At 66.9% G+C, this 25,145-nt stretch carries 22 protein-coding genes; 17 read left to right on the top strand and 5 right to left on the bottom strand.

Features of this window, described 5'->3' with window-relative positions; translation table 11 throughout:
* Nucleotides 1-6: 6 nt before the first annotated feature.
* Complete coding sequence (locus MKW15_RS15870; RefSeq protein WP_240859967.1) at nucleotides 7-2,343, bottom strand: FdhF/YdeP family oxidoreductase; 2,337 nt, start codon at nucleotides 2,341-2,343, stop codon at nucleotides 7-9.
* A gap of 40 nt (nucleotides 2,344-2,383) precedes the next feature.
* On the opposite strand from MKW15_RS15870, the gene mobA reads away from it, so the two are divergent.
* The 11 genes from mobA to proB all read left to right on the top strand — a co-directional run bounded on the left by mobA (nucleotide 2,384) and on the right by proB (nucleotide 16,214).
* A complete protein-coding gene (mobA, locus tag MKW15_RS15865) occupies nucleotides 2,384-3,016 on the top strand; it encodes a molybdenum cofactor guanylyltransferase (protein ID WP_240859965.1) in 633 nt (210 codons plus the stop codon).
* Between the two features lie 57 nt (nucleotides 3,017-3,073).
* Nucleotides 3,074-5,725 carry a valine--tRNA ligase gene (locus tag MKW15_RS15860; protein WP_240859963.1) on the top strand — a complete coding sequence of 884 codons (2,652 nt, stop codon included), beginning with the start codon at nucleotides 3,074-3,076 and terminating at the stop codon, nucleotides 5,723-5,725.
* Nucleotides 5,726-5,739: 14 nt separating this feature from the next.
* Nucleotides 5,740-7,254: a bifunctional tetrahydrofolate synthase/dihydrofolate synthase gene (gene folC, locus MKW15_RS15855; RefSeq protein ID WP_240860055.1), complete on the top strand. Its 1,515-nt coding sequence runs from the start codon at nucleotides 5,740-5,742 to the stop codon at nucleotides 7,252-7,254.
* Nucleotides 7,255-7,267: 13 nt separating this feature from the next.
* Nucleotides 7,268-7,672 (top strand): DUF4233 domain-containing protein, encoded by a 405-nt coding sequence (locus tag MKW15_RS15850; RefSeq protein WP_240859961.1) that lies wholly within the window; start codon nucleotides 7,268-7,270, stop codon nucleotides 7,670-7,672.
* Between the two features lie 170 nt (nucleotides 7,673-7,842).
* A complete protein-coding gene (locus MKW15_RS15845) occupies nucleotides 7,843-8,331 on the top strand; it encodes a hypothetical protein (protein ID WP_374247359.1) in 489 nt (162 codons plus the stop codon).
* 25 nt (nucleotides 8,332-8,356) lie between these two features.
* Nucleotides 8,357-8,773 (top strand): nucleoside-diphosphate kinase, encoded by a 417-nt coding sequence (gene ndk, locus MKW15_RS15840; protein ID WP_240859958.1) that lies wholly within the window; start codon nucleotides 8,357-8,359, stop codon nucleotides 8,771-8,773.
* A 415-nt stretch (nucleotides 8,774-9,188) separates the two neighbouring features.
* Nucleotides 9,189-12,554: a translation initiation factor IF-2 N-terminal domain-containing protein gene (locus MKW15_RS15835; RefSeq protein ID WP_240859956.1), complete on the top strand. Its 3,366-nt coding sequence runs from the start codon at nucleotides 9,189-9,191 to the stop codon at nucleotides 12,552-12,554.
* 311 nt (nucleotides 12,555-12,865) lie between these two features.
* Nucleotides 12,866-13,177 carry a 50S ribosomal protein L21 gene (rplU, locus tag MKW15_RS15830; protein ID WP_012833869.1) on the top strand — a complete coding sequence of 104 codons (312 nt, stop codon included), beginning with the start codon at nucleotides 12,866-12,868 and terminating at the stop codon, nucleotides 13,175-13,177.
* A gap of 26 nt (nucleotides 13,178-13,203) precedes the next feature.
* Nucleotides 13,204-13,467 (top strand): 50S ribosomal protein L27, encoded by a 264-nt coding sequence (rpmA, locus tag MKW15_RS15825; RefSeq protein ID WP_240859953.1) that lies wholly within the window; start codon nucleotides 13,204-13,206, stop codon nucleotides 13,465-13,467.
* A gap of 144 nt (nucleotides 13,468-13,611) precedes the next feature.
* On the top strand, nucleotides 13,612-15,102 hold the full coding sequence (gene obgE / locus MKW15_RS15820; RefSeq protein WP_240859951.1) for a GTPase ObgE: 1,491 nt from the start codon (nucleotides 13,612-13,614) through the stop codon (nucleotides 15,100-15,102).
* Entirely contained in the window at nucleotides 15,099-16,214 is a 1,116-nt protein-coding gene (gene proB, locus MKW15_RS15815; protein WP_240859948.1) for a glutamate 5-kinase, read from the top strand. Before obgE ends, proB begins: the two co-directional genes overlap by 4 nt.
* A 709-nt stretch (nucleotides 16,215-16,923) precedes the next feature.
* On the opposite strand, the gene MKW15_RS15810 is transcribed toward proB, so the two are convergent.
* The 4 genes from MKW15_RS15810 to ectA form a co-directional block, all read right to left on the bottom strand.
* Nucleotides 16,924-17,817, bottom strand: coding sequence for a Sir2 family NAD-dependent protein deacetylase (locus MKW15_RS15810; protein ID WP_240859946.1), 894 nt, complete (start codon nucleotides 17,815-17,817; stop codon nucleotides 16,924-16,926).
* 49 nt (nucleotides 17,818-17,866) lie between these two features.
* On the bottom strand, nucleotides 17,867-18,295 hold the full coding sequence (locus tag MKW15_RS15805) for an ectoine synthase (protein WP_240859944.1): 429 nt from the start codon (nucleotides 18,293-18,295) through the stop codon (nucleotides 17,867-17,869).
* Nucleotides 18,292-19,563, bottom strand: a complete 1,272-nt coding sequence (ectB, locus tag MKW15_RS15800) for a diaminobutyrate--2-oxoglutarate transaminase (RefSeq protein WP_240859942.1) — start codon at nucleotides 19,561-19,563, stop codon at nucleotides 18,292-18,294. Before ectB ends, MKW15_RS15805 begins: the two co-directional genes overlap by 4 nt.
* Before the next feature lie 128 nt (nucleotides 19,564-19,691).
* Nucleotides 19,692-20,219: a diaminobutyrate acetyltransferase gene (gene ectA, locus MKW15_RS15795; RefSeq protein WP_240859940.1), complete on the bottom strand. Its 528-nt coding sequence runs from the start codon at nucleotides 20,217-20,219 to the stop codon at nucleotides 19,692-19,694.
* Between the two features lie 205 nt (nucleotides 20,220-20,424).
* On the opposite strand from ectA, the gene rsmD reads away from it, so the two are divergent.
* The 6 genes from rsmD to rnc all read left to right on the top strand — a co-directional run bounded on the left by rsmD (nucleotide 20,425) and on the right by rnc (nucleotide 25,135).
* Nucleotides 20,425-20,979, top strand: a complete 555-nt coding sequence (rsmD, locus tag MKW15_RS15790) for a 16S rRNA (guanine(966)-N(2))-methyltransferase RsmD (protein ID WP_240859937.1) — start codon at nucleotides 20,425-20,427, stop codon at nucleotides 20,977-20,979.
* Nucleotides 20,969-22,066, top strand: coding sequence for a nitronate monooxygenase (locus tag MKW15_RS15785; protein WP_240859936.1), 1,098 nt, complete (start codon nucleotides 20,969-20,971; stop codon nucleotides 22,064-22,066). The genes rsmD and MKW15_RS15785 overlap by 11 nt, the downstream gene beginning before the upstream one ends.
* Before the next feature lie 87 nt (nucleotides 22,067-22,153).
* Nucleotides 22,154-22,657, top strand: a complete 504-nt coding sequence (gene coaD / locus MKW15_RS15780; protein ID WP_240859933.1) for a pantetheine-phosphate adenylyltransferase — start codon at nucleotides 22,154-22,156, stop codon at nucleotides 22,655-22,657.
* 147 nt (nucleotides 22,658-22,804) lie between these two features.
* Nucleotides 22,805-23,644, top strand: a complete 840-nt coding sequence (locus MKW15_RS15775) for an ATP synthase F0 subunit B (protein WP_240860053.1) — start codon at nucleotides 22,805-22,807, stop codon at nucleotides 23,642-23,644.
* Nucleotides 23,645-23,766: 122 nt separating this feature from the next.
* Nucleotides 23,767-24,417, top strand: coding sequence for a YceD family protein (locus MKW15_RS15770; RefSeq protein ID WP_240859931.1), 651 nt, complete (start codon nucleotides 23,767-23,769; stop codon nucleotides 24,415-24,417).
* On the top strand, nucleotides 24,410-25,135 hold the full coding sequence (rnc, locus tag MKW15_RS15765) for a ribonuclease III (protein WP_240859929.1): 726 nt from the start codon (nucleotides 24,410-24,412) through the stop codon (nucleotides 25,133-25,135). The genes MKW15_RS15770 and rnc overlap by 8 nt, the downstream gene beginning before the upstream one ends.
* Nucleotides 25,136-25,145: the final 10 nt, after the last annotated feature.

Raw genomic sequence — 25,145 nt, 5'->3', positions numbered from 1 at the left:
GGGTGGTCAGCGTGGAAGCTGGTCGCCGACCCGCTCCAACCGGATGACGACCGCCTTCGACACCGGTGTGTTCGATCCCTTGGCGACCGATCGCAGCGGCACCAGCGGATTGGTCTCCGGGTAGTACGCCGCCGCATTTCCGCGCGGGGTGTCGTAGGCGACGACCTCGAAGCCTTCGACGCGGCGCTCCTCGGTTCCGTCCGGACCGTCGAACTCCGACACGATGTCGACGTGGTCGCCCGCGGTGAGGCCGAAGGCGGCGATGTCGTCGGGGTGGACCATGACGACGTGCCGATTGCCCTTGATCCCGCGGTACCGGTCGTCGTGGCCGTAGATCGTGGTGTTGTACTGGTCGTGACTGCGCATCGTCTGCAGAATCAATCGACCCTCGGGTACCGGTAGCCATTCCAGCGGTTGCGCCGCGAAGTTGGCCTTGCCGTTGGGGGTGTCGAACTCTCGGTCGTCCCGCGGTGGGTGCGGCAGGGTGAAGCCGTCGGATTTGCGCACGCGGATGTTGAAGTCCTCGAACCCCGGAATGACCCGCTCGATACGGTCCCGGATGGCGTCGTAGTCGCCGCGGAACCGTCGCCACGGCACCGGATGATCGTCGCCGAGGACGGTGCGTGCGAGGTCGCAGACGATCGCGATCTCGCTGCGCAGCTGATCCGAGGCGGGGGGAAGCGAGCCACGCGACAGATGTACCACCGACATCGAGTCCTCAACCGAAACCTGTTGCGGCACACCGTCCACAACGTCCTTGTCGGTGCGCCCGAGGGTGGGCAGGATGAGGGCTGCCGTCCCGGTCACCAGATGTGACTCGTTGAGTTTGGTGCTGACATGCACGGTCAGGGCGCAGCGTCGTAGCGCCTCCTCGGTGAACGCGGTGTCGGGCGCCGCCGACACGAAGTTGCCGCCCATCGCCATGAACAGGCGGATCTCGCCGCGGTGCATTGCAGCGATCGCGGCGACGGTGTCGTATCCGTGTTTGCGTGGACTCGAAATACCGAACTCCGCGTCTTGGGCCGCGAGGAACGACTCGGGCATCTTCTCGAAGATGCCCATCGTGCGGTCGCCTTGGACATTCGAATGACCACGCACCGGGCAGAGGCCCGCGCCGGGCTTGCCGATCATTCCGCGCAACAGCAGGACGTTGGTGCCCTCGGCGATGGTCGCGACCCCGTGGCGGTGCTGCGTCAAACCCATGGCCCAACACAGGACGATCCGGTCCGACGACGCGACCTTCTCGGCCAGGGTGACGATCTGTCCGCGGGTCAGCCCGGTGGCCTGCACGATCTCGTCGAGATCGACGTCCTCGAGGAGGCGGAGATAGTCGTCGACCCCGGCGCAGTGATTGTCGAGGAAGTCGTGGTCGAAAACCGTTCCGGGAGCCGCGCGTTCGGCGTCGAGGAGGAGACGCGCGACACCGCGGAACAAGGCCATGTCGCCACCGAGCCGAATCTGGAGGAAGTCGTCGGCGAGTTTCGCGCCGGCGCCGACCACGCCACCGACCTTTTGCGGATCCTTGAACCGCATGAGGCCGGCCTCCGGCAGCGGGTTCACCGCCACGATGGTGGCGCCGTTGTGCTTGGCCTTCTCGAGCGTCGACAGCATCCGCGGATGGTTGGTGCCGGGATTCTGTCCGGCGATGATGATCAGATCGGCCGCTTCGAGATCGGGAACGGTGACCGACCCCTTGCCGATCCCGATCGACGCGCCCAGTGCCGTGCCCGAGGACTCGTGGCACATGTTGGAGCAGTCGGGCAGGTTGTTGGTTCCGATGCTGCGGGCAAGGAGTTGGTAGACGAAGGCGGCTTCGTTGCTGGTGCGTCCCGACGTGTAGAAGGCGGCCTCGTCGGGCGAGTCCATCGCCGAGATCTCCTCGGCAACAAGTCGATTGGCGTCGTCCCAGCTGATCTCCCGGTAGTGGGTGTCGCCGGGTGCGAGATACATGGGATGGGTGATCCGGCCCTGTTGTGACAGCCAGTACCCGGACCGTGTCCGCAGGTCGTCGACGGAGTGCTTGGCGAAGAACCCAGGCGTCACCTTGCGTTTGGTTGCCTCCTCGGCCACCGCTTTGGCGCCGTTCTCACAGAACTCGGCGTGCTTGCGGTGGCCCGGGGTCTCGGGCCACGCGCAGCCGGGGCAGTCGAAGCCGTCGCGCTGGTTGAGTTTCGTGAGGGTCTTGGCCGTCCGCAGTGGGCCCATCTGCTCGACCCCGCGTCGCAATGCCACCGCGACGGCCGGAACGCCGGCCGCGTACGACTTCACATGGCCCAGGTGGACGGACTCGGGTTCGTGCACCTGGTGGTCGTCGGGGCCGTGAGAACTGCTCATGATTCCCATCCTGCACCCCAAAAGGCGATCGTTGCCACACACTGGGTGCATGGGAGACACGGAACACAACGCACCCCGAACCGAAGCGTCGGACGGACGACTGGCCGGCATCGTCCTCGCAGGCGGACGGTCGCGGCGCATGGGTCAGGACAAGGCGGCACTCGACTGGGACGGCGAGCCGATGCTGGCGCGCATCGTGCGGGTCGCCGCCGGGCGGTGCGAGCCGATTCTGGTGGTGGCGACCGAGGAATCCTCGGCGTATCAGGGTCTGTTCGGCACCGGCGGGCCCGAGGCGCAGTGGATCACCGACGAGGAGCCGGGCGCAGGCCCGCTTGGCGGCCTGGTCGCGGGATTGTCCGCCGCAGCCGCCGGAGGAGCCGAACTGGCCTTCGTCTGTGCGACCGACATGCCGCTGATCTCGGCGGAACTCATCGACGAACTGCTCACCGGCGTCACACCGTCGGCACAGGCGGTCATCGCCCACGACAACCAGCGAGACCATCCGATGGCCGGCATCTACCGCACCGATGCCGCCGGGGTGATTGCCGACGTGGTCGCCACCGGTGAGCGGCGGATGACCGCGGCGCTCGACGCGCTGACCACCTACCGCATCTCGGTCTCCGAGCCGGACTGGCTGGTCAACGTGAATGCCCCCGAGGATCTGCACCGCCTGCGCGTCTGAGGGTCGCTCGATGACGGGGATAACCTCCCGCAGGGGCGATGCGCGCAGCCCAATAGAATGGCCTGCGTGAGCGCACCCGACCCGACGTCCGAACTGCCGAAGTCCTGGGATCCCGCCGAGCACGAGTCCCGGCTGTACCAGGAGTGGCTGGATGCCGGCTATTTCACCGCCGACGCGGACAGCGACAAGCCGCCCTTCTCCATCGTCATCCCACCGCCCAATGTCAACGGTTCGCTGCACATGGGGCATGCCTACGAGCATGTCCTGATGGATGCGCTGTCGCGCCGCCGCCGGATGCAGGGCTACGAAGTGCTGTGGCTGCCGGGCATGGACCATGCGGCGATCGCCATGCAGACCATGGTCGAACGCAAGTTGGCGCAGGAGGGCAAGACTCGCGACGATCTGGGCCGGGAAGCCTTCATCGAGCGGGTGTGGGCAGAGAAGGCCGAGATCGGCGGCAACATCGGCGAGCAGATGCGTCGTCTCGGTGACGGCGTCGACTGGAGTCGTGAGCGCTTCACGATGGACGACGGCCTTTCCCGGGCGGTTCACACGGTCTTCAAGAAGATGTACGACGACGGGCTGATCTATCAGGCCGAGCGCCTGGTCAACTGGTCACCGGTACTCAAGACTGCGGTCAGCGACATCGAGGTGTCCTACGCCGACGTCGAGGGCGAACTCGTCAGCTTCCGTTACGGCTCACTCGACGATGCGCAGCCGCACATCGTGGTCGCGACCACGCGGTTGGAGACGATGCTCGGTGACACGGCGATCGCCGTGCACCCCGACGACGAGCGGTACGCGCATCTGATCGGCACCGAACTCGAGCACCCCTTCGTCGACCGCCGCATTCCGGTCATCGCCGACGACTACGTGGATCCCGAATTCGGCAGCGGCGCAGTCAAGATCACCCCCGCGCACGATCCCAACGACTTCGCGATCGGGCAGCGCCATGACCTGCCGATGCCGACGATCATGGACGAGTCCGCGCGAATCGCCGGTACCGCAACCGAATTCGACGGTATGGACCGTTTCGAGGCGCGGGTCAAGATCCGCGAGACGCTTGCTGCGCAGGGACGGATCGTCAAGGAGGTCCGACCGTATCTGCACAGCGTCGGGCATTCCGAACGCACCGGTGAGCCCATCGAACCGCGTCTCTCGATGCAGTGGTGGGTCAAGGTGGATACCCTCGCCAAGGCGGCGGGTGACGCCGTGCGCGCCGGTGACACCGTGATCCACCCGACCTCTATGGAACCGCGCTGGTTCGCCTGGGTCGACAACATGCACGACTGGTGCATCTCGCGGCAGTTGTGGTGGGGCCACCGCATCCCGATCTGGTACGGACCCGAGGGCGACATCGTCTGTGTGGGACCTGACGAGCAGGCACCCGAGGGCTACGTGCAGGAGACCGACGTCCTCGACACCTGGTTCTCGTCGGGGCTGTGGCCGTTCTCGACGCTCGGCTGGCCCGACGAAACCGCCGACCTGGCGAAGTTCTATCCGACCTCGGTCTTGGTCACCGGCTACGACATCCTGTTCTTCTGGGTGGCCCGGATGATGATGTTCGGCACCTACGTCGGTCGGGACTTCGGCCCGCAAGCAGCGGTTCCGTTCCGAAATCTGTTCCTGCACGGTCTGGTTCGTGACGAGCATGGCCGGAAGATGTCGAAGTCGAAGGGTAACGGCATCGATCCGCTCGACTGGGTGGAGCGCTTCGGAGCGGATGCGCTGCGGTTCACCCTGGCCCGCGGAGCCAACCCGGGCAGCGACATCTCGGTGGGCGAGGACCACGCGTCGTCGTCCCGGAACTTCGCTACCAAGCTGTTCAACGCGACCAAGTTTGCCCTGATGAACGGTGCCGCGGTGGGTGAACTCCCGGCGGCCGACGAACTGACCGTCGCCGATCGGTGGATTCTGGGCCGCCTGGACGAAGTGCTGGCGGAGGTAGATGCCGGGTTCGAATCCTACGAGTTCTCCAAGGCCTGCGAGGCGCTCTATCACTTCGCCTGGGACGAGGTGTGCGACTGGTATCTCGAGCTGGCCAAGGTGCAGTTCTCGGAAGATGAAGGCCGTTCTCGCACCACGTCTTTGGTTCTCGGCGCAGTGCTCGATCCACTGCTGCGGGCGCTGTCGCCGGTGATGCCCTTCGTGACCGAGGTGCTGTGGAAGGCCCTCACCGGTGGCGAGTCGCTGGTGATCGCGTCGTGGCCGGAACCGTCCGGCGCGACGCCGGATGCCGAGGCGGCCGGATTGATCGACGACCTGCAGAAGCTCATCACCGAGGTCCGCCGCTTCCGCAGCGACCAGGGACTGCGACCGGGTCAGCGTGTCGCCGCACGATTCGACGCACTCGACACCGCCGGACTCGACGCCACGCTGCCCTACGTCCGATCGCTGGCCCGGCTCGATCCTGAGGCCGAGGGATTCGCGGCGACCGCAACGCTCGAGGTGCGGCTGAGTCGTGCCACGGTGACCGTCGAGATCGACACCACCGGAACCGTCGACGTGGCGGCCGAACGCAAGCGCCTCAACAAGGACCTCGCCGCCGCGGAGAAGGAATTGTCTTCCACGACAGCCAAACTGGGCAACGACCAGTTTCTGTCGAAGGCGCCCGACCACGTCGTCGACAAGATCCGCGAACGGCAGCGCGTGGCCGGCGAGGAAGTGGAGCGCATCGGCGCCAAGCTGGCGAGTATGGGTGGCGCGTGAGTGATTCGGACGGAATGAACGACGGTTGGCCGGAAGAAGATCCGGCCATCGGCGGTGATCCGCTGGGCCTTTCGGCGCTTCTCGACGACGAGGCGGCAAACGCCGAGGATCAGGTGGTCGCGGACGTGCCTACGGAGGATTCGGCGGAAGATCTGGCCGAACTCGCCGAGGTGGAGGCCGACCTCGACACTCGGTGGCCCGAGACCAAGATCGAGCCGTCGCTGACGCGCATCAGCACTCTGATGGACCTGCTCGGCTCGCCGCAACACGGGTACCCGGCCATTCACATCGCGGGTACCAACGGCAAGACATCGGTGACCCGGATGATCGACGCGCTGCTCGTTGCGCTGCATCGTCGGACCGGCCGGATCACCAGCCCGCACCTGCAACGGGTGACCGAGCGAATCTCGCTGGACGGCAAGCCGATTGCCGCTCGCACCTATATCGACACCTATCGTGAGCTCGAGCCCTACATCACGATGGTCGACGATTCGTCCACGGCTGCGGGCGGCCCCCGGATGAGCAAGTTCGAGGTCCTCACCGCGATGGCATACGCGGTGTTCGCCGAGGCGCCGGTCGACGTCGCAGTGGTCGAGACGGGCATGGGCGGCCGGTGGGATGCCACCAACGTGATCGAGGCAGCGGTCGCGGTGATCACGCCGATCGCGATGGATCATGCCGACTACCTCGGGGACACGCTGACTGCGATCGCGGGGGAGAAGGCCGGAATCATCAAGGCAGCCGATCCCGATGCGCTCGTCCCGGTGGACCCGATCACGGTGCTCGCCCCGCAGGAGCCGGAGGTCACCGACGTCCTGCTGCGGGCGACCGTCGAGGCGGGCACCGTGGTGGCCCGGGCCGGCAGCGAATTCACCGTCCTGGAATCGATCACCGCGGTCGGTGGGCAGATGCTGACGTTACGCGGGCTCGGCGGCGTCTACGACGAGGTCTTCCTGCCGTTGCACGGAGCACACCAGGCGGGCAATGCCGCACTGGCGCTGGCAGCCGTGGAGGCGTTCTTCGGCGCGGGTGCGCAGCGCCAACTCGACATCGAGGCCGTGCGCGAGGGATTCGCGTCGGTGGCGGTACCCGGACGGTTGGAACGGTTGCGCAGCGCGCCGACGGTATTCGTCGATGCCGCCCACAACCCGCACGGCGCAATGGCTCTCGCGCAGGCGCTCGTCGAGGAGTTCGACTTCCGTCGGGTGATCGGGGTCGTCGGGGTGCTCGGCGACAAGGATGCGCGCGGTCTGTTGGAGGCTCTGGAACCCGTTTTCGACATGGTGGTGCTGACCAACAACGGGTCGCCGCGCGCGCTGGACACCGCGACCCTGTCCGACTACGCCGTCGAGATCTTCGGCGAGGAGCGGGTCGAGGTGAAGCCGTTCCTGCCGGACGCGGTGGAGGCAGCGATCGCGCTGGCCGAGGAGGTCGACGGCGAACCCGTCTCCGGTGCGGGTGTCGTCATCACCGGGTCGGTGGTGACGGCCGGCGCGGCACGGACGCTGTTCGGGAAGGAACCACGATGACCAAGGAACCGCGATGACCGACGCGCCGACACGGTTCACCCCGCCGGCCAACGATCCGTGGAAAGGGCTGCGCGGGGTGATGGCCGGAACGCTGATCCTCGAGGTCATCGTGATGATCCTGACGTTCCCGATCGTCGCGCGCATCGCCGGCGGCCTGACGTGGTTTTCCGGCGTCTACCTCGCGGTGGTGACGGTCGCGCTGATTCTCGCAGCCGGGATGCAGGGACGACGCAACGCTCTGACCATCGACCTCGGTCTGCAGTTCGCGGTGATCGCAGGTGGCATCTTCCACTGGTCGATCGCCGTCGTGGGGGTGCTGTTCCTGTGCGTCTGGGTGTACATCCGCTACGTCAAACTCGACGTCGAACGTCGGATCGAGTTGGGTCTGCTGCCAGGTCAGGAACCCATCGACGACTGATCGGTTTGAGATCGCGACCGCCGGTATCCGCCCGCTGCAACAGCTGTTGCGGGAACGTTATCGGCATGGGTTCCCTTGGGCAGGGGATACCTGTGAGAATGACGCGAGCCGGGGGCGGACCGTAGTGGTCGGGGGTGGGGTTCCTCGGTTTCAACAGATGTCGTCCGGACGTGAGGAACTACGTGCAGCTCAACCACTCTGATCTCCATTCCACCCGACGTCTGCGCCTGCGCGTCCCGGCCATGCTCGGCGGGGCGGTTTGTGCGTTGGCGCTGGCGAGTTCGGCCCTGATGAGTTCGGCCCTGATGAGTTCGGCGCTGACCGGCTCGGCGCATGCGGCACCGAGCACACCGGAGATCGTGATCCCCACCGCCGATGCCCCGGTCCCGGTGGGTCAAGGTGAGTACAGCTACATCGCGACGCACGAGGTGACCAAGCGGGCTGCCGGGATGAAGATCGCCGCGGCCGTCGCATCGCTGCCCGTACCGGCGCAGTACCGGCCCGCGAACCTGGCCTTGGCCAAGCAATTCGACCTCGCCCTCGCGGGAGCGCTCGCATCACCCGGCGGCTGCGTGCAGGTGGTCGTCGACCCGCGTTCGCGCGACGGCAGCCTGTTCAACTACGGATTCTTCCCCGTCGCGGGTCAGTACTGTTCCTGATCCCCAACACCACTAAGGTGTGATCGTGACCGAACGAACTCTCGTCCTCATCAAGCCCGACGGCGTCGCCCGCGCGCTCGTCGGCGACATCGTCAGCCGTATCGAACGCAAAGGATTGTCGCTGGTCGCGCTCGAACTGAAGACCGTCAGCGACGAGGTGGCCCGTGGCCACTACGCCGAGCACGAGGGCAAACCGTTCTATCCGTCGTTGCTGGAGTTCATCACGTCCGGTCCGCTGGTCGCCGCCGTGCTCGAAGGCCCGCGTGCGGTGGCCGCGTTCCGCCAGATCGCGGGTGGAACCGACCCGGTGGAGAAGGCGGTGCCCGGCACGATCCGCGGTGACTTCGCGTTGTCCACCCAGAACAACCTGGTCCACGGGTCCGACTCGCCGGAGTCCGCAGAGCGGGAGATCGCGCTCTGGTTCCCCGAGCTCGGTAGCTGACCGCCCAGCACTCGAGTCGAATGGGAGAAAGCGAGTGCTGCAGCACTCGCTTTCTCCCATTCGGCACCGGTTGTCGCGAGGCCGACAATCACTGCGAACGCCAAAAAGGGTCATAGTTTGCGGCTATCGGATCGGGGTGTGGGATACTTGCACAGTTGTCGGCGACACACTTTGTCCACGGCAACACCGATGACGCGCCCGGTATCGGCGCGGACCGGCACAATCACACGCCGGTCGGCGGCCTGAACGACAGCGCGGCGCCGTCATCGCCATGCAAGAGCGTCAGAGGACGGTCCGCCAACCCGGATCACCGACGACGCGCAGACCACACAACACCGGCCCGCGGGCCGGGACACAGAGCAGACCCTCGCGTGGCCGCGTCAGCCCGACGCGCCCGGGGGTTCGAGGAGACTGAGTGACCGACAACGGGTCGCCGGCTGACGCGAACGCAGCGTCCGGATCGGCGGAACAATTTTCCAGCAGACTTCGTGTGCACGCGCTCGCCCGAGCCTTGGGCGTGACGAGCCGTCAGGTGCTTGCGCACCTGGCCGAGCTCGGAGCGCAGATCCGAAGCGCACAATCCAGCGTCGAACCCGACGTTGCGCAGGCCGTCGCCGACCGTGTGCGCCACCACGTCGAGGTTGATGCCTCGTCGCTTGCCGCCGTCGATGTGGCCGGCGGGGTCGATGTGGCCGGCCCAGAGGCGCCCGAGGCGGAAACAGCAACCGTCGAGGCCGCCACGCCGGCACCCGACGCCGAGGCCGCCACGCCGGTGACCGATACCCAAGCGGCCGCCCCGGCAGTCGCCACCGAAGCCGGGAGCGCGCCCGCCGAGGTGGACACGACCCAGGTCGAGGCCCAGGTCGAGGAACCGGCCACGGCACAGCCGACTCTGTTCTCGGCGGCATCGAGCCAATACGACCGGCCGATCGCGGACGAAAGCGCAGCAGTCGCTGCCGGGCCGCTGTTCCTCCAGCCGCAGGCACCCGAGCGTGGCGCGAGTCCGGCGCCCAAGCGCGACGCACCCGACCAGGCTTCGGCCGCGTCCGACGCAAGTGACAAAGACACCGGCGACAAAGCGCAGTCGGATTCCGCCGACAGCGATGACGACTCGTCTTCCGACGAGGGTTCGGGTGACTCGAGCCGTCGCCGCAGGCGCCGCGGGCGTCGGGGCCGTGGTCGCGGACGCGGCGAACAGGGCAGCGATGACACCCGCGGCGACGACGCAGCTTCCGACGACGCTGGTTCCGACGGCGCAGCTACCGACGACGCTGGTTCCGACGGCGCGGTGAGCGGTGCCACCGACAACGACACCGCCGGGCCTGCTGATGGCTCGGAATCATCGTCCGGATCGCAGGATGATGCCGGCGGTGGCGACGGATCGGGCGCCAAGAAGTCGGGCAAGCCGTCCGGCAAGAAGGGCAAGAAGTCCAAGAAGAAGACCTCCGACGCCCAGGGCGAAGGCTCCGGCGGCGATGCAGACACCGCCGATGAGGATGCGGCATCGGCCGACGAGGGCGACTCGACTGATTCCGACGCCGACAACGGCGCCGAGGGTTCGTCGACCCGGCGTCGCCGGCGGCGTCGCCGTCGCAAGGGGGGCGCCGACTCCGACGACTCCTCCTCGCCCGATGATCCGCCGAACACCGTCGTTCACGAGCGTGAGCCGCGCAGCAAGCGGGCCCGGGACGAGGTGCAGGGGATCTCCGGATCCACCCGACTCGAGGCGAAGCGTCAGCGCCGACGCGACGGGCGCGACGCCGGTCGTCGTCGTCCGCCCATCCTGACCGAATCGGAGTTCTTGGCCCGCCGCGAGGCGGTCGACCGGGTGATGGTTGTCCGTGAGCGCAGCGCTAACAGCCGCATCGCGCTCGGCGGGGGCGACGACGGCGGGCATGGGCACGCCACTCCGGTCGAGGACTACACGCAGGTCGCGGTCCTCGAGGACGGCGTCCTGGTGGAACATTTCGTCACCACGGAGACCTCGTCGTCGATGGTCGGCAACATCTACCTCGGCCGCGTGCAGAACGTGCTGCCGGGCATGGAGGCCGCGTTCGTCGACATCGGGCGTGGCCGCAACGGCGTCCTGTACGCCGGTGAGGTCAACTGGGATGCCGCGGGGCTCGACGGTGGCTCGCGCAAGATCGAGCAGGCCCTCAAGCCCGGCGACAATGTGCTCGTCCAGGTCTCCAAGGACCCGGTCGGGCACAAGGGTGCACGCCTGACCACCCAGATCTCGCTGGCCGGCCGCTACCTGGTCTACGTGCCCGGCGGCTCGTCGACCGGTATCAGTCGCAAGCTGCCGGACGTGGAACGCAAGCGGCTCAAGCAGATTCTGGCCAAGTTGGTGCCCGACGACGCCGGCGTGATCATCCGCACCGCGTCCGAAGGCGTCAGCGCCGAGGATCTCGGTGCCGACATCGCCCGACTGGAAGCGCAGTGGAAGGCGATCGACGAGTCGGTCGCCGGGGCGAAGAAGGGCTCGGGGGCGTCCAACCCGAAGGCACTCTACGAGGAGCCGGACCTGTTGGTCCGTGTGGTCCGCGACCTGTTCAACGAGGACTTCAAGAAGCTCGTGGTGGAAGGCGACAAGGCGTGGAGCCTCGTCGACGGCTACGTCAGTTCGGTGGCGCCCGACCTCATGGAGCGCGTCGAGAAGTTCGACAAGGCCCACGCCGACGCGCCGGATTCCTTTGTCGTGCATCGCATCGACGAACAACTGGCCAAGGCGCTCGACCGCAAGGTGTGGCTGCCCTCGGGCGGCACGCTGATCATCGAGCACACCGAGGCGATGACCGTCGTCGACGTCAACACCGGCAAGTTCACCGGCTCTGGAGGCAATCTCGAGGAGACGGTCACCCGCAACAACCTGGAAGCCGCCGAGGAGATCGTGCGGCAGATGAGGCTGCGCGACATCGGCGGGATGATCATCGTCGACTTCATCGACATGGTCCTCGAATCCAACCGTGACCTGGTGCTTCGACGCCTCACCGAGGCGCTCGCGCGTGACCGGACGCGGCACCAGGTGTCCGAGGTGACCTCGCTCGGACTCGTTCAGATGACGAGAAAGCGACTTGGCACCGGCCTGCTCGAGGCCTTCTCCACCACCTGCACCACCTGCTGTGGGCGCGGCATCATCGTGCACGCCAACCCGGTCGAGGTCCGCACCGAGGACACCAATCGCACCGACGGTGCCGGGTCGAAGCGTTCGCGCCGCGGCAAACGGAAGACCGAGGCGGCGCCGGAGGCCAAGCCGGCGCACAAACCGGCCGAGCACCCGATGTTCCGGGCGATGGCTGCACACGCGCACGACGAGGACGACGACACGACGCATGTCGAGGCGGCGACCGACGGCGACGCGGCGACGAGCGCGGCCGACGAGGTGGATACCTCGACACCGCAGGACGACTCGACCCAAGCACCCGATTCACCTCCGACGACCGAGGCGACCGTCGTGGCCGAACCCGACGCCGTGGTCGATGAATCTGTCGGTGACGCCGACGCCGAGGAGTCCTCGAGCGAGCCCGACGTCGCGCTGGTTGATCATCCCGACGACGCTGCTGCCACACCGAAGCGACGGCGCCGGGTGGTGCGTCGCGCCGCGTCGCCGACAACGGCACCCGAACCGGTGGTCATCACGGCGCAGGATGCCGCGGCCGCACCGCTCACGACCTTTGGTCCGGCGTCGGGTGCCGGGACGGAATCGGTGGTCGCGGTGCGCCGACGGCCGCGGCGTCGTACGGCGGGACGCCCCGCCGGACCGCCGCCCGCAGAACAATGACCGAGGGTCCGATCACACCTGGTCGAGCGAGTTTGACCCGACCGGCAACGTTCCCGTAATCTTGCAAGGTCGCCTCCGCGGAGGTTCTGCGCTGTGCGGGTGTATCGACCCAGGTCGAAAGCCCCGAACGGTTGGCAGCCCCGACGGCAGGCATTCTGGTGTGAACCGCCTGAATCCCCGGCCATGGCTGGGTGTTCTGCGGCCAGCGCCGGCACGGACACCGAGCACGACAACATGGCACGACCAACATCATGCCCCGGCGCCAACCCAGCGCGGCGGGCCCGACGAGACAAGTTAGAGGAAGAACTTCGATGGCAACGTACGCGATCGTCAAGACCGGCGGTAAGCAGTACAAGGTCGCCGAGGGCGACATTGTGAAGGTCGAGAAGATCGACGGCGAGCCGGGCAGCACCGTGAGCCTGCCGGTCGCGTTGGTCGTCGACGGGTCGACCCTGACCACCGATGCCGACAAGCTGGCCAAGATCTCGGTCACCGGTGAGGTTGTCGAGCACGTCAAGGGCCCCAAGATCCGCATCCACAAGTTCAAGAACAAGACCGGCTACCACAAGCGCCAGGGTCATCGTCAGAAGCTGACGGTCCTCAAGGTCACCGGCATCAAGTAAACGACTTCATCCAGGAGGACTGACACATGGCACACAAGAAGGGCGCGTCCAGTTCGCGCAACGGTCGTGATTCCAACGCCCAGCGGCTCGGTGTGAAGCGCTTCGGCGGCCAGCAGGTGAGCGCGGGCGAGATCCTGGTTCGCCAGCGCGGCACCAAGTTCCACCCCGGTGTGAACGTCGGTCGCGGTGGCGACGACACCCTGTTCGCGCTCGAGGCCGGTGCGGTCGAGTTCGGCACCAAGCGTGGCCGCAAGACGGTCAACATCGTCCCGGAAGCTGTCCAGGCCTGACCTGACGGCGCCGCGAGAACACGCCTGAAAACAGGGCGGGCTGGGTCACGAGAACCCGCCCGCCCTGTTTGCTGTTCTCCACCGTCCACCCTCCGCGCCGACTCGCCCGTGAAGTAAAGCCTCCGAAGTAGAAAGGAACCGCCGATGTCTCGGTTCGTCGACCGCGTCACGATTCATGTGGCGGCCGGTAACGGTGGCCACGGTTGTGCCTCGGTACACCGTGAGAAGTTCAAGCCACTCGGTGGTCCCGACGGCGGCAACGGTGGCAACGGTGGGTCGGTGCGGCTGGTGGTCGATCCGCAGGTGCACACGCTGCTGGACTTCCATTTCCGCCCACATGCGAAGGCGGGCAACGGGAAACCCGGAGCCGGCGACAACCGCGACGGCGCGACGGGTGACGACCTCATCCTGAACGTGCCGGACGGAACCGTGGTCTTGGGAGCCGACGGTTCGATTCTCGCCGACCTCGTCGGAGTGGGCACGAGCTTCGATGCGGCCAAGGGCGGCCGCGGTGGTCTCGGTAACGCGGCACTGGCGTCCAAGGCGCGCAAGGCGCCGGGATTCGCTCTGCTCGGTGAAGAGGGCCAACACCGGGACCTCGTCCTCGAACTCAAGTCCGTCGCCGACGTCGGACTGGTGGGATTCCCTTCGGCGGGCAAGTCGTCGCTGGTCTCGGTGTTGTCGGCGGCAAAGCCGAAGATCGCCGACTACCCGTTCACGACTCTGGTCCCCAATCTCGGCGTGGTCCAGACCGCCGGCGACGTGTTCACGATCGCGGACGTCCCCGGACTCATCCCGGGCGCCTCGACCGGACGCGGCCTCGGACTGGAGTTCCTGCGCCATCTGGAACGCTGCGCGGTGCTCGCGCACGTGGTGGATTGCGCGACCCTCGAACCGGGACGTGACCCGATCTCCGACATCGACGCACTGGAGGCCGAACTGGCCGCCTACCAGCCCGCGCTCGATGCCGACCACGGACTCGGCGAGCTCGCCGACCGTCCGCGTGTGGTGATCCTGAACAAGGTCGACGTGCCGGATGCCGCCGATCTCGCGGATCTCGTGGAACCCGAGCTGGCGCAGCGAGGTTGGCCGGTGTTCCGGATCTCCGCGGTCACCCATCAGGGTCTGCGTGAACTGACCTTCGCGCTCGCGCGGATGGTACGCGAGTACCGGGAGTCGCAACCCGAGAAGGTGGCGCGGCGTCCGATCATCCGCCCCAAGGCGGTCGACGAGACCGGGTTCACGGTCACAGAGGACCCGGAGACCCCCGGCGGATTCGTCGTGCGTGGCACCCGCCCCGAGCGGTGGATCGCCCAAACCCAATTCGACAACGACGAAGCGGTCGGCTATCTCGCGGATCGTCTCAATCGGCTCGGCGTCGAGGACGAACTCATGCGCCTGGGCGCTCAGCCCGGCGCGCCGGTCACCATCGGCGCGGTCACCTTCGACTGGGAGCCCAGCACCCCGATGGGTGACGATGTCCCGATCACCGGACGCGGCACCGACATTCGACTCGATCGCTCCGATCGTGTGGGAGCAGCCGAACGCAAACAGGCGCGCCGTCTGCGTCGAGGACTGCATGAGGATTCCGACGACCACTCTCTTGACACCCACGACGGCGACCAGCTGACGTGAGCGAGGTTCGCGAGTCCATCGCGCATGCGCGCAGCGTCGTGGTGAAAATCGGATCGTCGGCGCTGACCGACCTCGGTACCGGACTCGACACCGACCGGCTTGACCGCCTTGCCGATGCCCTCGAGGCCCGAATGCGGGCCGGCTCGGATGTGATCGTCGTGTCGTCGGGCGCCATCGGTGCCGGGATCGCCCCGTTGGGGCTGAAGAAGCGTCCGACGGATCTGGCGACCAAGCAGGCCGCGGCAAGCGTCGGACAACTTGCCCTCGCACACGCATGGGGTACCTCGTTCGCGCGGTACAAGAGGACGGTCGGCCAGGTACTGTTGACCGCCGACGACATTTCCAACCGGGCGCATCACGCCAACGCCCAGCGCACCCTCGATCGTCTGCGGTCGCTGGGTGCCGTGGCCGTCGTCAACGAGAACGACACGGTGGCCACCAACGAGATTCGCTTCGGCGACAACGATCGGCTTGCCGCTCTGGTTGCCCATCTCGCGGGTGCCGATGCCTTGTTCCTGCTCTCCGACGTGGACGGTCTCTACGACGGGGATCCGCGCAAGGTGTCGCCGACGGGTGAACGCGCACGCTTCATCGCCGAGGTGGCCGGTCCTGAGGATCTCGATGGCGTGATCGCGGGTTCGGGCGGTGCGCTGGGAACCGGGGGAATGGCTTCCAAACTCGCTGCCGCGCGGTTGTCCGCGGATGCGGGTGTGCCGGTGCTTCTGGCGGCCGCCGCCGAAGCGGGACAAGCACTTTCGGATGCGTCGGTGGGGACGGTCTTCGCAGCTCGCCCGGAACGTCTGTCGGCGCGCCGGTTCTGGGTGCGCCACGCCGCGGACGCGCGGGGGCAGATCGTGCTCGACGACGGGGCGGTCGCGGCGGTGTCGCGCCGGCGGCGCTCCTTGCTGGCGGCCGGGGTCGTCGGGGTACGCGGGCGCTTCTACGACGGCGACGTGGTGGAACTCGTCGATCTCGCCGGAGCGGTTCGCGCGCGGGGCGTCTCCGCCTACAACGCCGACGACATCGCGAAGATGGTCGGCCGCTCCACCGCCGACCTCCCCGCGGAACTGCGTCGGCCCGTCATCCATGCCGACGACCTGGTGGCGGTCTGACTCGAAGAGTACTGCTCTCGGCCTCCTGAACTGGGGAAATGCGACCCTGTCGTCGTTTGATCGGGAGGTGCGAGGGACACCCTGTGTCGTGTTGGAAGATCTGTGTGCTGCAGCATCCGGTTGACCTGATTCGACACAGGGTGTGGCCAGAGTTCGAGCCGAGTACCACGGCGACCTGGCTGGGAGGCGCGGTCTGGGCTTCGTTCCGGCCGCGTCCGGCGTCGACCTGAGAGATCGCGCACCGCGGGTTTCGCGGCTCACCACCGGACCACTGAAAGTAGGGGAAGGTTCTTCCCCTACTTTCTGCCCCTGCTTGTCGAGTCGTCCGCGAGAAGACTCGCGGGGAGGACTCCAGGGATAGGGGACGAGTTTCTTCCCCTACTATTTGTGGATCATCGTCGCCGCGCCGCGCTCCACGGCCCTCTTCCCGCCTCCACGATCGCCGCCGCAGGCGGCGGGTGGATCGCTGATCCGAAGAGTTGGCGACCGGCTCTCTGATCTGCGGGTACCCCTGCTGGTTGAGTAGCCGAGCCCCAGAGCGGGGCGTTTCGAAACCCGGTGAGATGTCCTTGTCCGCAACCCGGTGGTCGCTGACATTCTCGGCTTCTGAGGTTTCGATACGACCTCGGCCAGCGCCTCGGCCCTCTCAACCAGCAGGTGGGGCCGAGCGTGAAAATGCTGGTCAGAGCTGGGAGCCAGACTCTTCGAGTTAGCCCACGGGAGTGGGTCCACCGGCGAGCGCGGGCAGCACCGTTGCGGCAAGGTGGTCGATCTTCAAGGTCGCGATGTCGTCGGCTCGCGTGGCACCGCGGTTCACGATGAGCACGGGTTTGCCGGTCCGGAAGGCATGACGTGCGAAGCGCAGTCCGCTCATCACGGTCAGCGACGACCCGACCACGAGGAGGGCATCGGCCTCGTCGACCAGCGTGAATGCCTGTTGGACAAGGTCTTTGGCAACACTCTCACCGAAGTAGACGATGTCGGGCTTCAGTATGCCACCACACGCGGGGCAGTCGACCATGTGGAAATCGGCGGTGTCGGCGATCACCGCGTCGGCGTCGGGTGCGACCTCGATGGCGCCGCGTCCACCGATTCGTTCCGCGAACTCGGCGTTGAGAGCTTCGAGGTGCGCCGCCAACCGATGCCGGGAGGTGCGCCAATCGCATGACAGGCAGCGCACGCGGCCGTAGCACCCGTGAAGTTCGAGGACACCGCGGGTGCCCGCCTTGGTGTGCAGCATGTCGACGTTCTGGGTGATGACCGTCGTGAGTCGGCCCTGCCGCTGGAGGTCGGTGAGCGCGAGGTGGGCGGCATTCGGTACCGAGGCGTCCATGTGGCGCCAACCGAGGTGATTGCGCGCCCAATAGTGGCGTCGGAACTCCGGTGACGACAGGAACATCTCCAGCGTCATCGGAGTGCGGCGTGGTGCTCCGGGGCTGCGGTAGTCGGGGATTCCGGAATCCGTCGAGATGCCGGCACCGGTCAGGACCACGAACCGCTTGTCGTCGAGGATGCGTCGCAGTTCGGCGAGACGGGCGTCGAGGTCGTCGTCGGCACGGGTGGGTGCGGCGGGTTCCCAGCCGATCTGCAAACGCGTGCGCACCCTGCCCAGGATAGGCAGGGTGCGCACGCGCGTCAGATCGCTACGTCCCTCAGACGTTTTCCGTGGCGTGCCGACCGCTCGGCGCGGGCACGGTGACCAGCGGATACACGCCGTTCTCGTCGTGCACCTCGGTGCCGACGACCGGCGGGTTGAACACGCACATCATCCGCATCTGTGTGTCGGCGGTGACGGTGTGGCGCTCGTGGCCGTTCAGCAGATACATCGATCCGGGGGCCAGGGGATAGGTCTCGCCGGTCTCGCGGTCGAGGAGCGTGCCCTCGCCTTCGACGAGCCACACGGCCTCGATGTGATTGGCGTAGTGGAACTCGTTGACCGAACCGGCCTTGATGGTCGTCTCGTGGAACGAGAATCCCACGTGATCGCCACCGAGGACGATGCGCTTGGACACCCAGTTGCCCTTGGGATCGGCGACCTCGCGCTCGGTCCCGGTGATCTCTGCTGTGGTTCGGACGATCATCCGATCACCTCCTTCACGGCGTCGCTGAGGATGCCCAGACCGCGATCCAGGTCCTCACGCGAGATGGTCAGCGGGGGAAGAAGTTTCACGACCTCGTCGGACGGGCCGGAGGTCTCGGCGAGCAACCCGGAACCGAACGCCGACGCGCACACCTTGCCGGCGGCGGTCGCCTCGTCGAACACGAGGCCGCGAACCATGCCGCGTCCGCGGGTCGAGATGCCGTCGTACGTGTTGGCCAGGCCGGTGAAGACCTCGTCGATCCGGGCACCCTTGGCGTGGATCTCGCGCGACAGGGCATCGTCGCCCCAGAAGAGGTCGATGGCCTTCGTGGCGGTGACGAATGCGGGGTTGTTGCCGCGGAAGGTGCCGTTGTGTTCACCCGGGGTCCACACATCGAGCTCCGGGCGGAACAGGGTCAGCGCGAGCGGCAGACCGTAGCCGCTGATCGACTTCGACAGGGTGACGATGTCGGGCTTGATCCCGGCGGCCTCGAACGAGAAGAACTCGCCGGTACGGCCGCAGCCCATCTGGACGTCGTCGACGATGAGCAGGATGTCGCGGCGGCGGCACAGGTCGGCGAGCGCCTGCAGCCACTCGATGCGTGCGACGTTGACGCCACCCTCGCCCTGCACGGTCTCCACGATCACGGCTGCGGGACGGTTCAGTCCGCTGCCCGAGTCGTCGAGCACCCGCTCGAACCAGGCAAAGTCCTCGACGACGCCGCCGAAGTAGTTGTCGAACGGCATCGGGGTGGCGTGGACCAGCGGCACACCCGCACCTGCGCGCTTCATCGAATTACCGGTCACCGACAGCGATCCCAGGGTCATCCCGTGGAATGCGTTGGTGAAGCTGATGATCGACTCGCGCCCGGTTACCTTGCGCGCCAACTTGAGTGCCGACTCGACGGCGTTGGTGCCGGTGGGGCCGGGGAACTGGATCTTGTAGTCCAATCCGCGCGGCGCCAGGATCTTGTCGGTGAACGCCTCGATGAACTTGCCCTTGGCGACCGTCGCCATGTCGAGACCATGGGTGATCCCGTCATCGGCGATGTAGTCGAGCAGCGCCGCCTTCAGTTCCGGGTGGTTGTGGCCGTAGTTCAGCGAACCGGCGCCGGCGAAGAAGTCGAGGTACTCGCGGCCTTCCTGGTCGGTGATCCACGACCCGCTGGCACGGGTGAACACGGTGGGCCAGTTGCGGCAATAACTGCGGACCTCGGACTCGTGCTGGGTGAACACCGAGTCGTCAACGGTCTGTTCGAGAAGTTGCATGTCACGCTTCCTTCTTTGTCGAATAGGTGAAAGAACAACCGGGCATGGCGGTACAACCGGTGCGCCGGTGAAAAGTATTTCGAGGCAACCGATCTCGCGGATCGAGATCTGCCACGGGGATCGGCCGGTCAGGGCTCGGGAATCTCCGGTTCCAACATGTAGAGGTCTTCGGGCTCGTGTGCATCCGGAAAGGCGTTGGCGCCGAACAGATCACGCCGCTCGAAGCGAAGTCCACGCGCACTCGCCACCGATCCGAACAGTCGCTGCGATGCGGCATTGTCGGGGCTGATCGTGGTGTGCAGCGCGACCACTCCACGTCGCGACGTCCGGTCGAAGAGGCGATGCAGCATCGTTGCGGCGATGCCGTGACCGCGGTAATCGTCGTCGACCGCGACCTGCCACACCATCAGTGTGGAGGGGTCGGACTGGCGTCGGTAGCCGGTGACGAACCCGACTGTGCGACCGTCGACTTCGGCGACGATCGAGGTCTCGGCGAAATCGTGGCACCACAGGACATAGGAATAACTCGAGTTGACGTCGAGAACCTGTGAGTCCGAGGCGATTTCCCAGAGTCGGGTGCCGTCGTCGACCGTTGGTGCACGAAAGTCGACGGCGAGGGCAGTTGTTGGGGCCGTTCTTGTTTGGGACGGGCTCATGACCCGTTCGACGTTAACAATGCGTGTCGTCGAAGTCATGCAGCTGCATAAATCGGTCATCGGATGACCCGGCTTCGTCCTGTTCAGCGGGTGAATGTGAAGTGGGTCACGTGGATGTGGTTCACCCCGATCGGCGCGACGGGTAGCGGGGCGTCTTCAGGCCATCCGCGCGGGCGCAGAAGTGGGTCGATGCAGAATGGGTGAAATGACGAGGATCATCGCTGGGCGTCTTCGAGGCCGACGACTGAAGGTTCCCGACGAGGGGACCCGGCCGACCTCGGATCGAGTTCGCGAATCGGTCTTCAACATGCTCGAGCACCGATGTGACCTGGCGGAAGCCCGCGTCCTCGACCTCTACGCCGGTTCGGGCGCGCTCGGGCTGGAGGCCATCTCGCGCGGTGCGGCGTCGGCGACACTGGTCGATTCCGGCCGCAAGGCCGCCGCGACCATCGCCGACAACGCACGATCCTGCGGGGTCGCGGACAGCGTCACGGTGGTGAACCGCTCGGTCGGTGCCTACCTGGCCGGGCCGACAGACAGGGCCTTCGACCTGGTGTTCGCCGACCCGCCCTACGACGTCGACGGCAGCACCGTGAGGGCCGATATGGAAGCCGTGGTGGTCCGACTCGCCGCGGGCGCCCTGGTCGTGCTCGAGCGATCGGCCCGCGCCGTCGACCTCGACTGGCCAGACGACTTCGAGGTCGTCGTCGACAAGAAGTACGGGGACACCCGGGTGGAGGTCGCACGTCATGACGGGTGAACCGATGCGCATCGGAGCGCTCGACATCGAGGTCCCGATCGTGTGCGCGCCGATGGCCGGTGGCCCGACCACGCCTGCGCTGGTGCGCGCAATCGCCGAGGCCGGCGGGCTGGGCATGCTGGCCGCGGGCTATCTGACCGCTGCGGCGCTCGCTCCACTCGTCGAGGAGGTCGACGAGGCGACGGAGGGTCGATACGGCGTCAATCTGTTCCTGCCCGGTCGCGACGTGCTCGAGGACGCGTCCGACCCGCTGGCGGCCGACGTGACGAACTACCGGCGGCGACTCGCCCGTTATGCCGACAGGTATGGCGTCGAGGTCGGTGAACCCCGGTGGTTCGACGAGGACATCGCCGCCAAGGTGTCCGTGCTGGCCGACCATCGGCCCGCCCTGGTCACGGTCACGTTTGGAGATCCGGGGCCCGATCTCGTGGAGCGGATCCACCGCGAGGTTGGGGCGGCGGTCGGCGTCACGGTGACGAGTGTGATCGAGGCACATGCAGCGGTCGCCTCGGGCGCCGACCTGTTGATCGCGCAGGGCATCGAGGCGGGCGGACATCGAGGCATCTGGACCGACGACCCACGCGATCCGTTGGGCGGGCCGGGGCTCGGGAGCCATGACCTGGTCGCGGAACTGGCTGCAGCGCAGGATCTTCCGGTGATCGCTGCCGGTGGCCTCATGAGTGGCGCCGACATCGTGGCGGTTCGTGGCGCCGGCGCGATCGGTGCCCAGCTGGGTACGGCGTTTCTGCGTGCCGACGAGGCGGGCACCTCCGTTGTGCATCGAACTGCGCTCGCCGATCACAACCGAGCAGGCGAGCCCGAGACCGTGATCACGCGGGCGTTCTCGGGACGGTCGGCACGGTCGCTGGCCACGTCGTTCGCGGAAGACAACGCGGACGCGCCGGCCGCCTATCCGCAGGTCCACTACATGACCAAACCGATTCGCGCGGCCGCCGCCTCGGCGGGCGTCGCCGACGACGTGAACCTCTGGGCCGGGACCGGATGGCGACGCGCGAGAACCGGCTCGGCCGCGGCGATCGTCGACCGTGTGCGCGCCGAGATGGCCGATCCGGATCGGCGCACCTGAGCCCGAACGCGCCTCGGCCTACTCAACCAGCAGGCGACTCCTCCCGCCTCTACGGGCGACCGATAGGGATGCCGGTACTTTGACCTCATGACGGATGTGTCACGACGCACGGCAGTGTGCCCCGGTTCCTTCGATCCCTTCACCCGCGGCCACCGGTATGTGGTCGAGCGCGCCGCGGCGTGCTTTGACGAGGTTGTCATCACGGTGGTGGTCAACCCGAACAAACACGGGCTCTTCGGCGTGGACGAGCGCATCGACCTGATCCGCGACGACTGCTCCGATCTGGCCAATGTGCGGGTCGATCGGTGGACCGGCCTACTCGTCGACTACCTGCGTCAGGAGTCGATCCACACCATCGTCAAAGGCCTGCGGTCGGCGGTCGACTTCGACTACGAGGTGCCGATGGCCCAGATGAATCGCGAGCTGGCCGACGTCGAGACCGTCTTCCTCCTCACCGATCCGCGCTTCGCCCACGTGTCGAGTTCGCTGGTCAAAGAGGTGGCCAAGCTCGGCGGTGACGTCGAGCCGTTCCTGTCACCGCGCATCCATCGCGCGCTGACCGCCCGGATCGAGGGCCAACAGGCGGTTTAGGGCGTGTCCCCCAATCCCTCGCAGTGGGATTGCGACACGCCCTAGACGACACACCCCTCCCGCTTCACCAATCACAACTGCAACATTCGGCACAATAGTCACAGAAGCACCGACTGAAACAATGGCAAGCGCCGGATTGGGGTGGCTGTGTACCGGGTTTTTGAAGCTCTCGACGAATTGGTCGCAATTGTCGAGGAAGCGCGAAGCGTCCCGATGACCGCGGGCTGCGTCGTCCCGCGCGGCGACGTACTCGAACTGCTCGACGACATCAAGGACTCGATCCCGGGTGAACTCGACGATGCGCAGGACGTCCTCGACGAACGGGAGACGCTGATCGGCGACGCCCGTGAGCACGCCGAGACGGTCACCTCGAAGGCCGACTCCGAGTCCGAAGCGGTGATGGCGCACGCCCGCGCCGAGGCCGACCGCATTCTCGCCGACGCCAAGGCCCAAGCCGACCGCATGGTCGACGAGGCCAGCGCTCATGGAAAGTCGCTGGTCGAGGACGCCACCGAGGAAGCGCGTCGGATGTCGACGAGTGCGTCACGCGAGTTCGAGGCCGTCACCGGCCGGGCGCGCGCCGAGGCGCAGCGCACGATCGACTCGGCGAACAACACCTATGACAAGTCGATCGCCGACGGCATCGCGGAGCAGCAGCGCCTCGTGTCGGAGACCGAGGTGGTCGCGGCCGCCAAGTCGGAGGCCGAACGCATCATCGACGCGGCGCATGCCGAGATCGACCGTTTGCGTGGTGACTGCGACGTCTACGTCGACGAGAAGCTGGCCCAGTTCGAGGAGATCCTGACCGGCACCCTGCGCTCGGTCAACCGCGGTCGGCACCAGCTCCGGACCGGCGCCGGGATGCACGACTACGTCGAGTACCCACGCAGTGTCGACGACCAGCCGGCACGGCGGGAGACCGCCGGACGCGAGTCGGGCGCGCCTCGCGGGTACGACCGCGAGCAGGGATCGCCGCTCGCGGTCTGAACCTCGCGCGCGTGGTGTCATGGGAGTGCATCGACACCACGCGCGGGCCGTTCGATCAATCACCGGACCCGGGCGTATCGTGCAACTGTGGCTGAACATGCTGTGACACCTGGGGCTACGCTGTGACACCTGGGGCTACGCCCGGCTCGGGCGCTTCGAAGACATCGCGTGCAGGCGGCCCGGGGTCGCGTCCGGGCCCGTTCGTGCTCGATGTCCGGACACTCGGACGTCGAGCCGGCACCATGTCGGAGATCCATCGGACAGTGACCACGCCCGACCGAATCGGGGTCGAGATGGTCGCCATTCCCGCCGATTCCGAGGTCGACCTCGACCTCCGGCTGGAATCGGTGACCGAAGGGGTGCTCGTCACCGGCACGGTGTGCGGCGAGACGGTCGGTCAGTGTGCTCGGTGCCTCGAGCCGCTCGACGGCACGGTGACGGTGTTCCTGACCGAACTGTTCGCCTATCCCGACAGCGCAACCGAGCAGACCACCGATGCCGACGACATCCACCGGATCGTCGACGACCACATCGATCTCGAACAATCCATCATCGACGCGGTCGCACTGGAGTTGCCGATGTCGCCGCTGTGCTCGGACGACTGTCCCGGGCTCTGCCCGGTGTGCGGCGTGCGCCTGGCCATCGCCGAACCAGGTCATGGACACGAGATCATCGATCCCCGATGGGCCGGATTGGCCGACAAGTTCGGCGACCTCAGCGATGGTCCGGACGTCGGCGACAGCACACCCGGCTCGAGGAGTGACGGTGACTGACGCCGTGCCGGGCGACGGATCGCGGTACGCGGATCTGCTGACGTCGCTGGACACCACGGTGTCCGACGATCTGCTGACCCTGGCTCTGACGCATCGTTCCTACGCTTATGAGAACGGCGGCCTGCCGACCAACGAGCGACTCGAGTTCCTCGGCGATTCCGTGCTCGGAGTGGTGATCACCGAGCGTCTCTATCTCAGCTATCCCGACCGCCCGGAGGGCGAACTCGCCAAGATCCGGGCCAGCGTGGTCAACATGCACGCCCTGGCCGACGTGGCCCGAGGACTCGGTGAGGGCGGTCTCGGACAACACCTCTACCTGGGCCGCGGTGAGGAACTCACCGGCGGGCGCGACAAGGACTCGATCCTGGCCGACGGTCTGGAATCGCTATTCGGCGCGGTGTTCCTCGAACACGACCTCGCCACCTCGCAGCGGGTGATCCTGCGCCTGTTCGACGACCTCATCGACCGTGCGGGCACGCTGGGCGCCGGACTCGACTGGAAGACGTCGTTGCAAGAACTGAGCGCCGAGCGCGGGTACGGACCCCCGCAGTATCAGATCAGCTCCACCGGTCCCGACCACAACAAAGAGTTCACCGCGGTCGCGATGATCGCGGGGGAGAACCTGGGCGACGGGATCGGGCGCACCAAGAAAGAAGCCGAGCAACGCGCCGCCGCACGCGCGTGGAAGGCGCTGACGGAACGAGCGTCCGCGTCGTGACCCGCGACGC

Origin of the sequence: Gordonia gummivorans, assembly GCF_022513585.1 — a bacterium.
Taxonomy (GTDB): domain Bacteria; phylum Actinomycetota; class Actinomycetes; order Mycobacteriales; family Mycobacteriaceae; genus Gordonia.
This window is presented reverse-complemented; position numbering and strand designations above follow the sequence as displayed.

Coding starts and splice junctions, on each gene's coding strand:
- MKW15_RS15870 (WP_240859967.1), bottom strand. CDS start 2,343: ATGGGAATCATGAGCAGTTCTCACGGCCCCGACGACCACCAGGTGCAC.
- mobA (WP_240859965.1), top strand. CDS start 2,384: ATGGGAGACACGGAACACAACGCACCCCGAACCGAAGCGTCGGACGGA.
- MKW15_RS15860 (WP_240859963.1), top strand. CDS start 3,074: ATGGCCTGCGTGAGCGCACCCGACCCGACGTCCGAACTGCCGAAGTCC.
- folC (WP_240860055.1), top strand. CDS start 5,740: ATGAACGACGGTTGGCCGGAAGAAGATCCGGCCATCGGCGGTGATCCG.
- MKW15_RS15850 (WP_240859961.1), top strand. CDS start 7,268: ATGACCGACGCGCCGACACGGTTCACCCCGCCGGCCAACGATCCGTGG.
- rplU (WP_012833869.1), top strand. CDS start 12,866: ATGGCAACGTACGCGATCGTCAAGACCGGCGGTAAGCAGTACAAGGTC.
- rpmA (WP_240859953.1), top strand. CDS start 13,204: ATGGCACACAAGAAGGGCGCGTCCAGTTCGCGCAACGGTCGTGATTCC.
- obgE (WP_240859951.1), top strand. CDS start 13,612: ATGTCTCGGTTCGTCGACCGCGTCACGATTCATGTGGCGGCCGGTAAC.
- MKW15_RS15805 (WP_240859944.1), bottom strand. CDS start 18,295: ATGATCGTCCGAACCACAGCAGAGATCACCGGGACCGAGCGCGAGGTC.
- ectB (WP_240859942.1), bottom strand. CDS start 19,563: ATGCAACTTCTCGAACAGACCGTTGACGACTCGGTGTTCACCCAGCAC.
- ectA (WP_240859940.1), bottom strand. CDS start 20,219: ATGAGCCCGTCCCAAACAAGAACGGCCCCAACAACTGCCCTCGCCGTC.
- rsmD (WP_240859937.1), top strand. CDS start 20,425: ATGACGAGGATCATCGCTGGGCGTCTTCGAGGCCGACGACTGAAGGTT.
- MKW15_RS15785 (WP_240859936.1), top strand. CDS start 20,969: ATGACGGGTGAACCGATGCGCATCGGAGCGCTCGACATCGAGGTCCCG.
- coaD (WP_240859933.1), top strand. CDS start 22,154: ATGACGGATGTGTCACGACGCACGGCAGTGTGCCCCGGTTCCTTCGAT.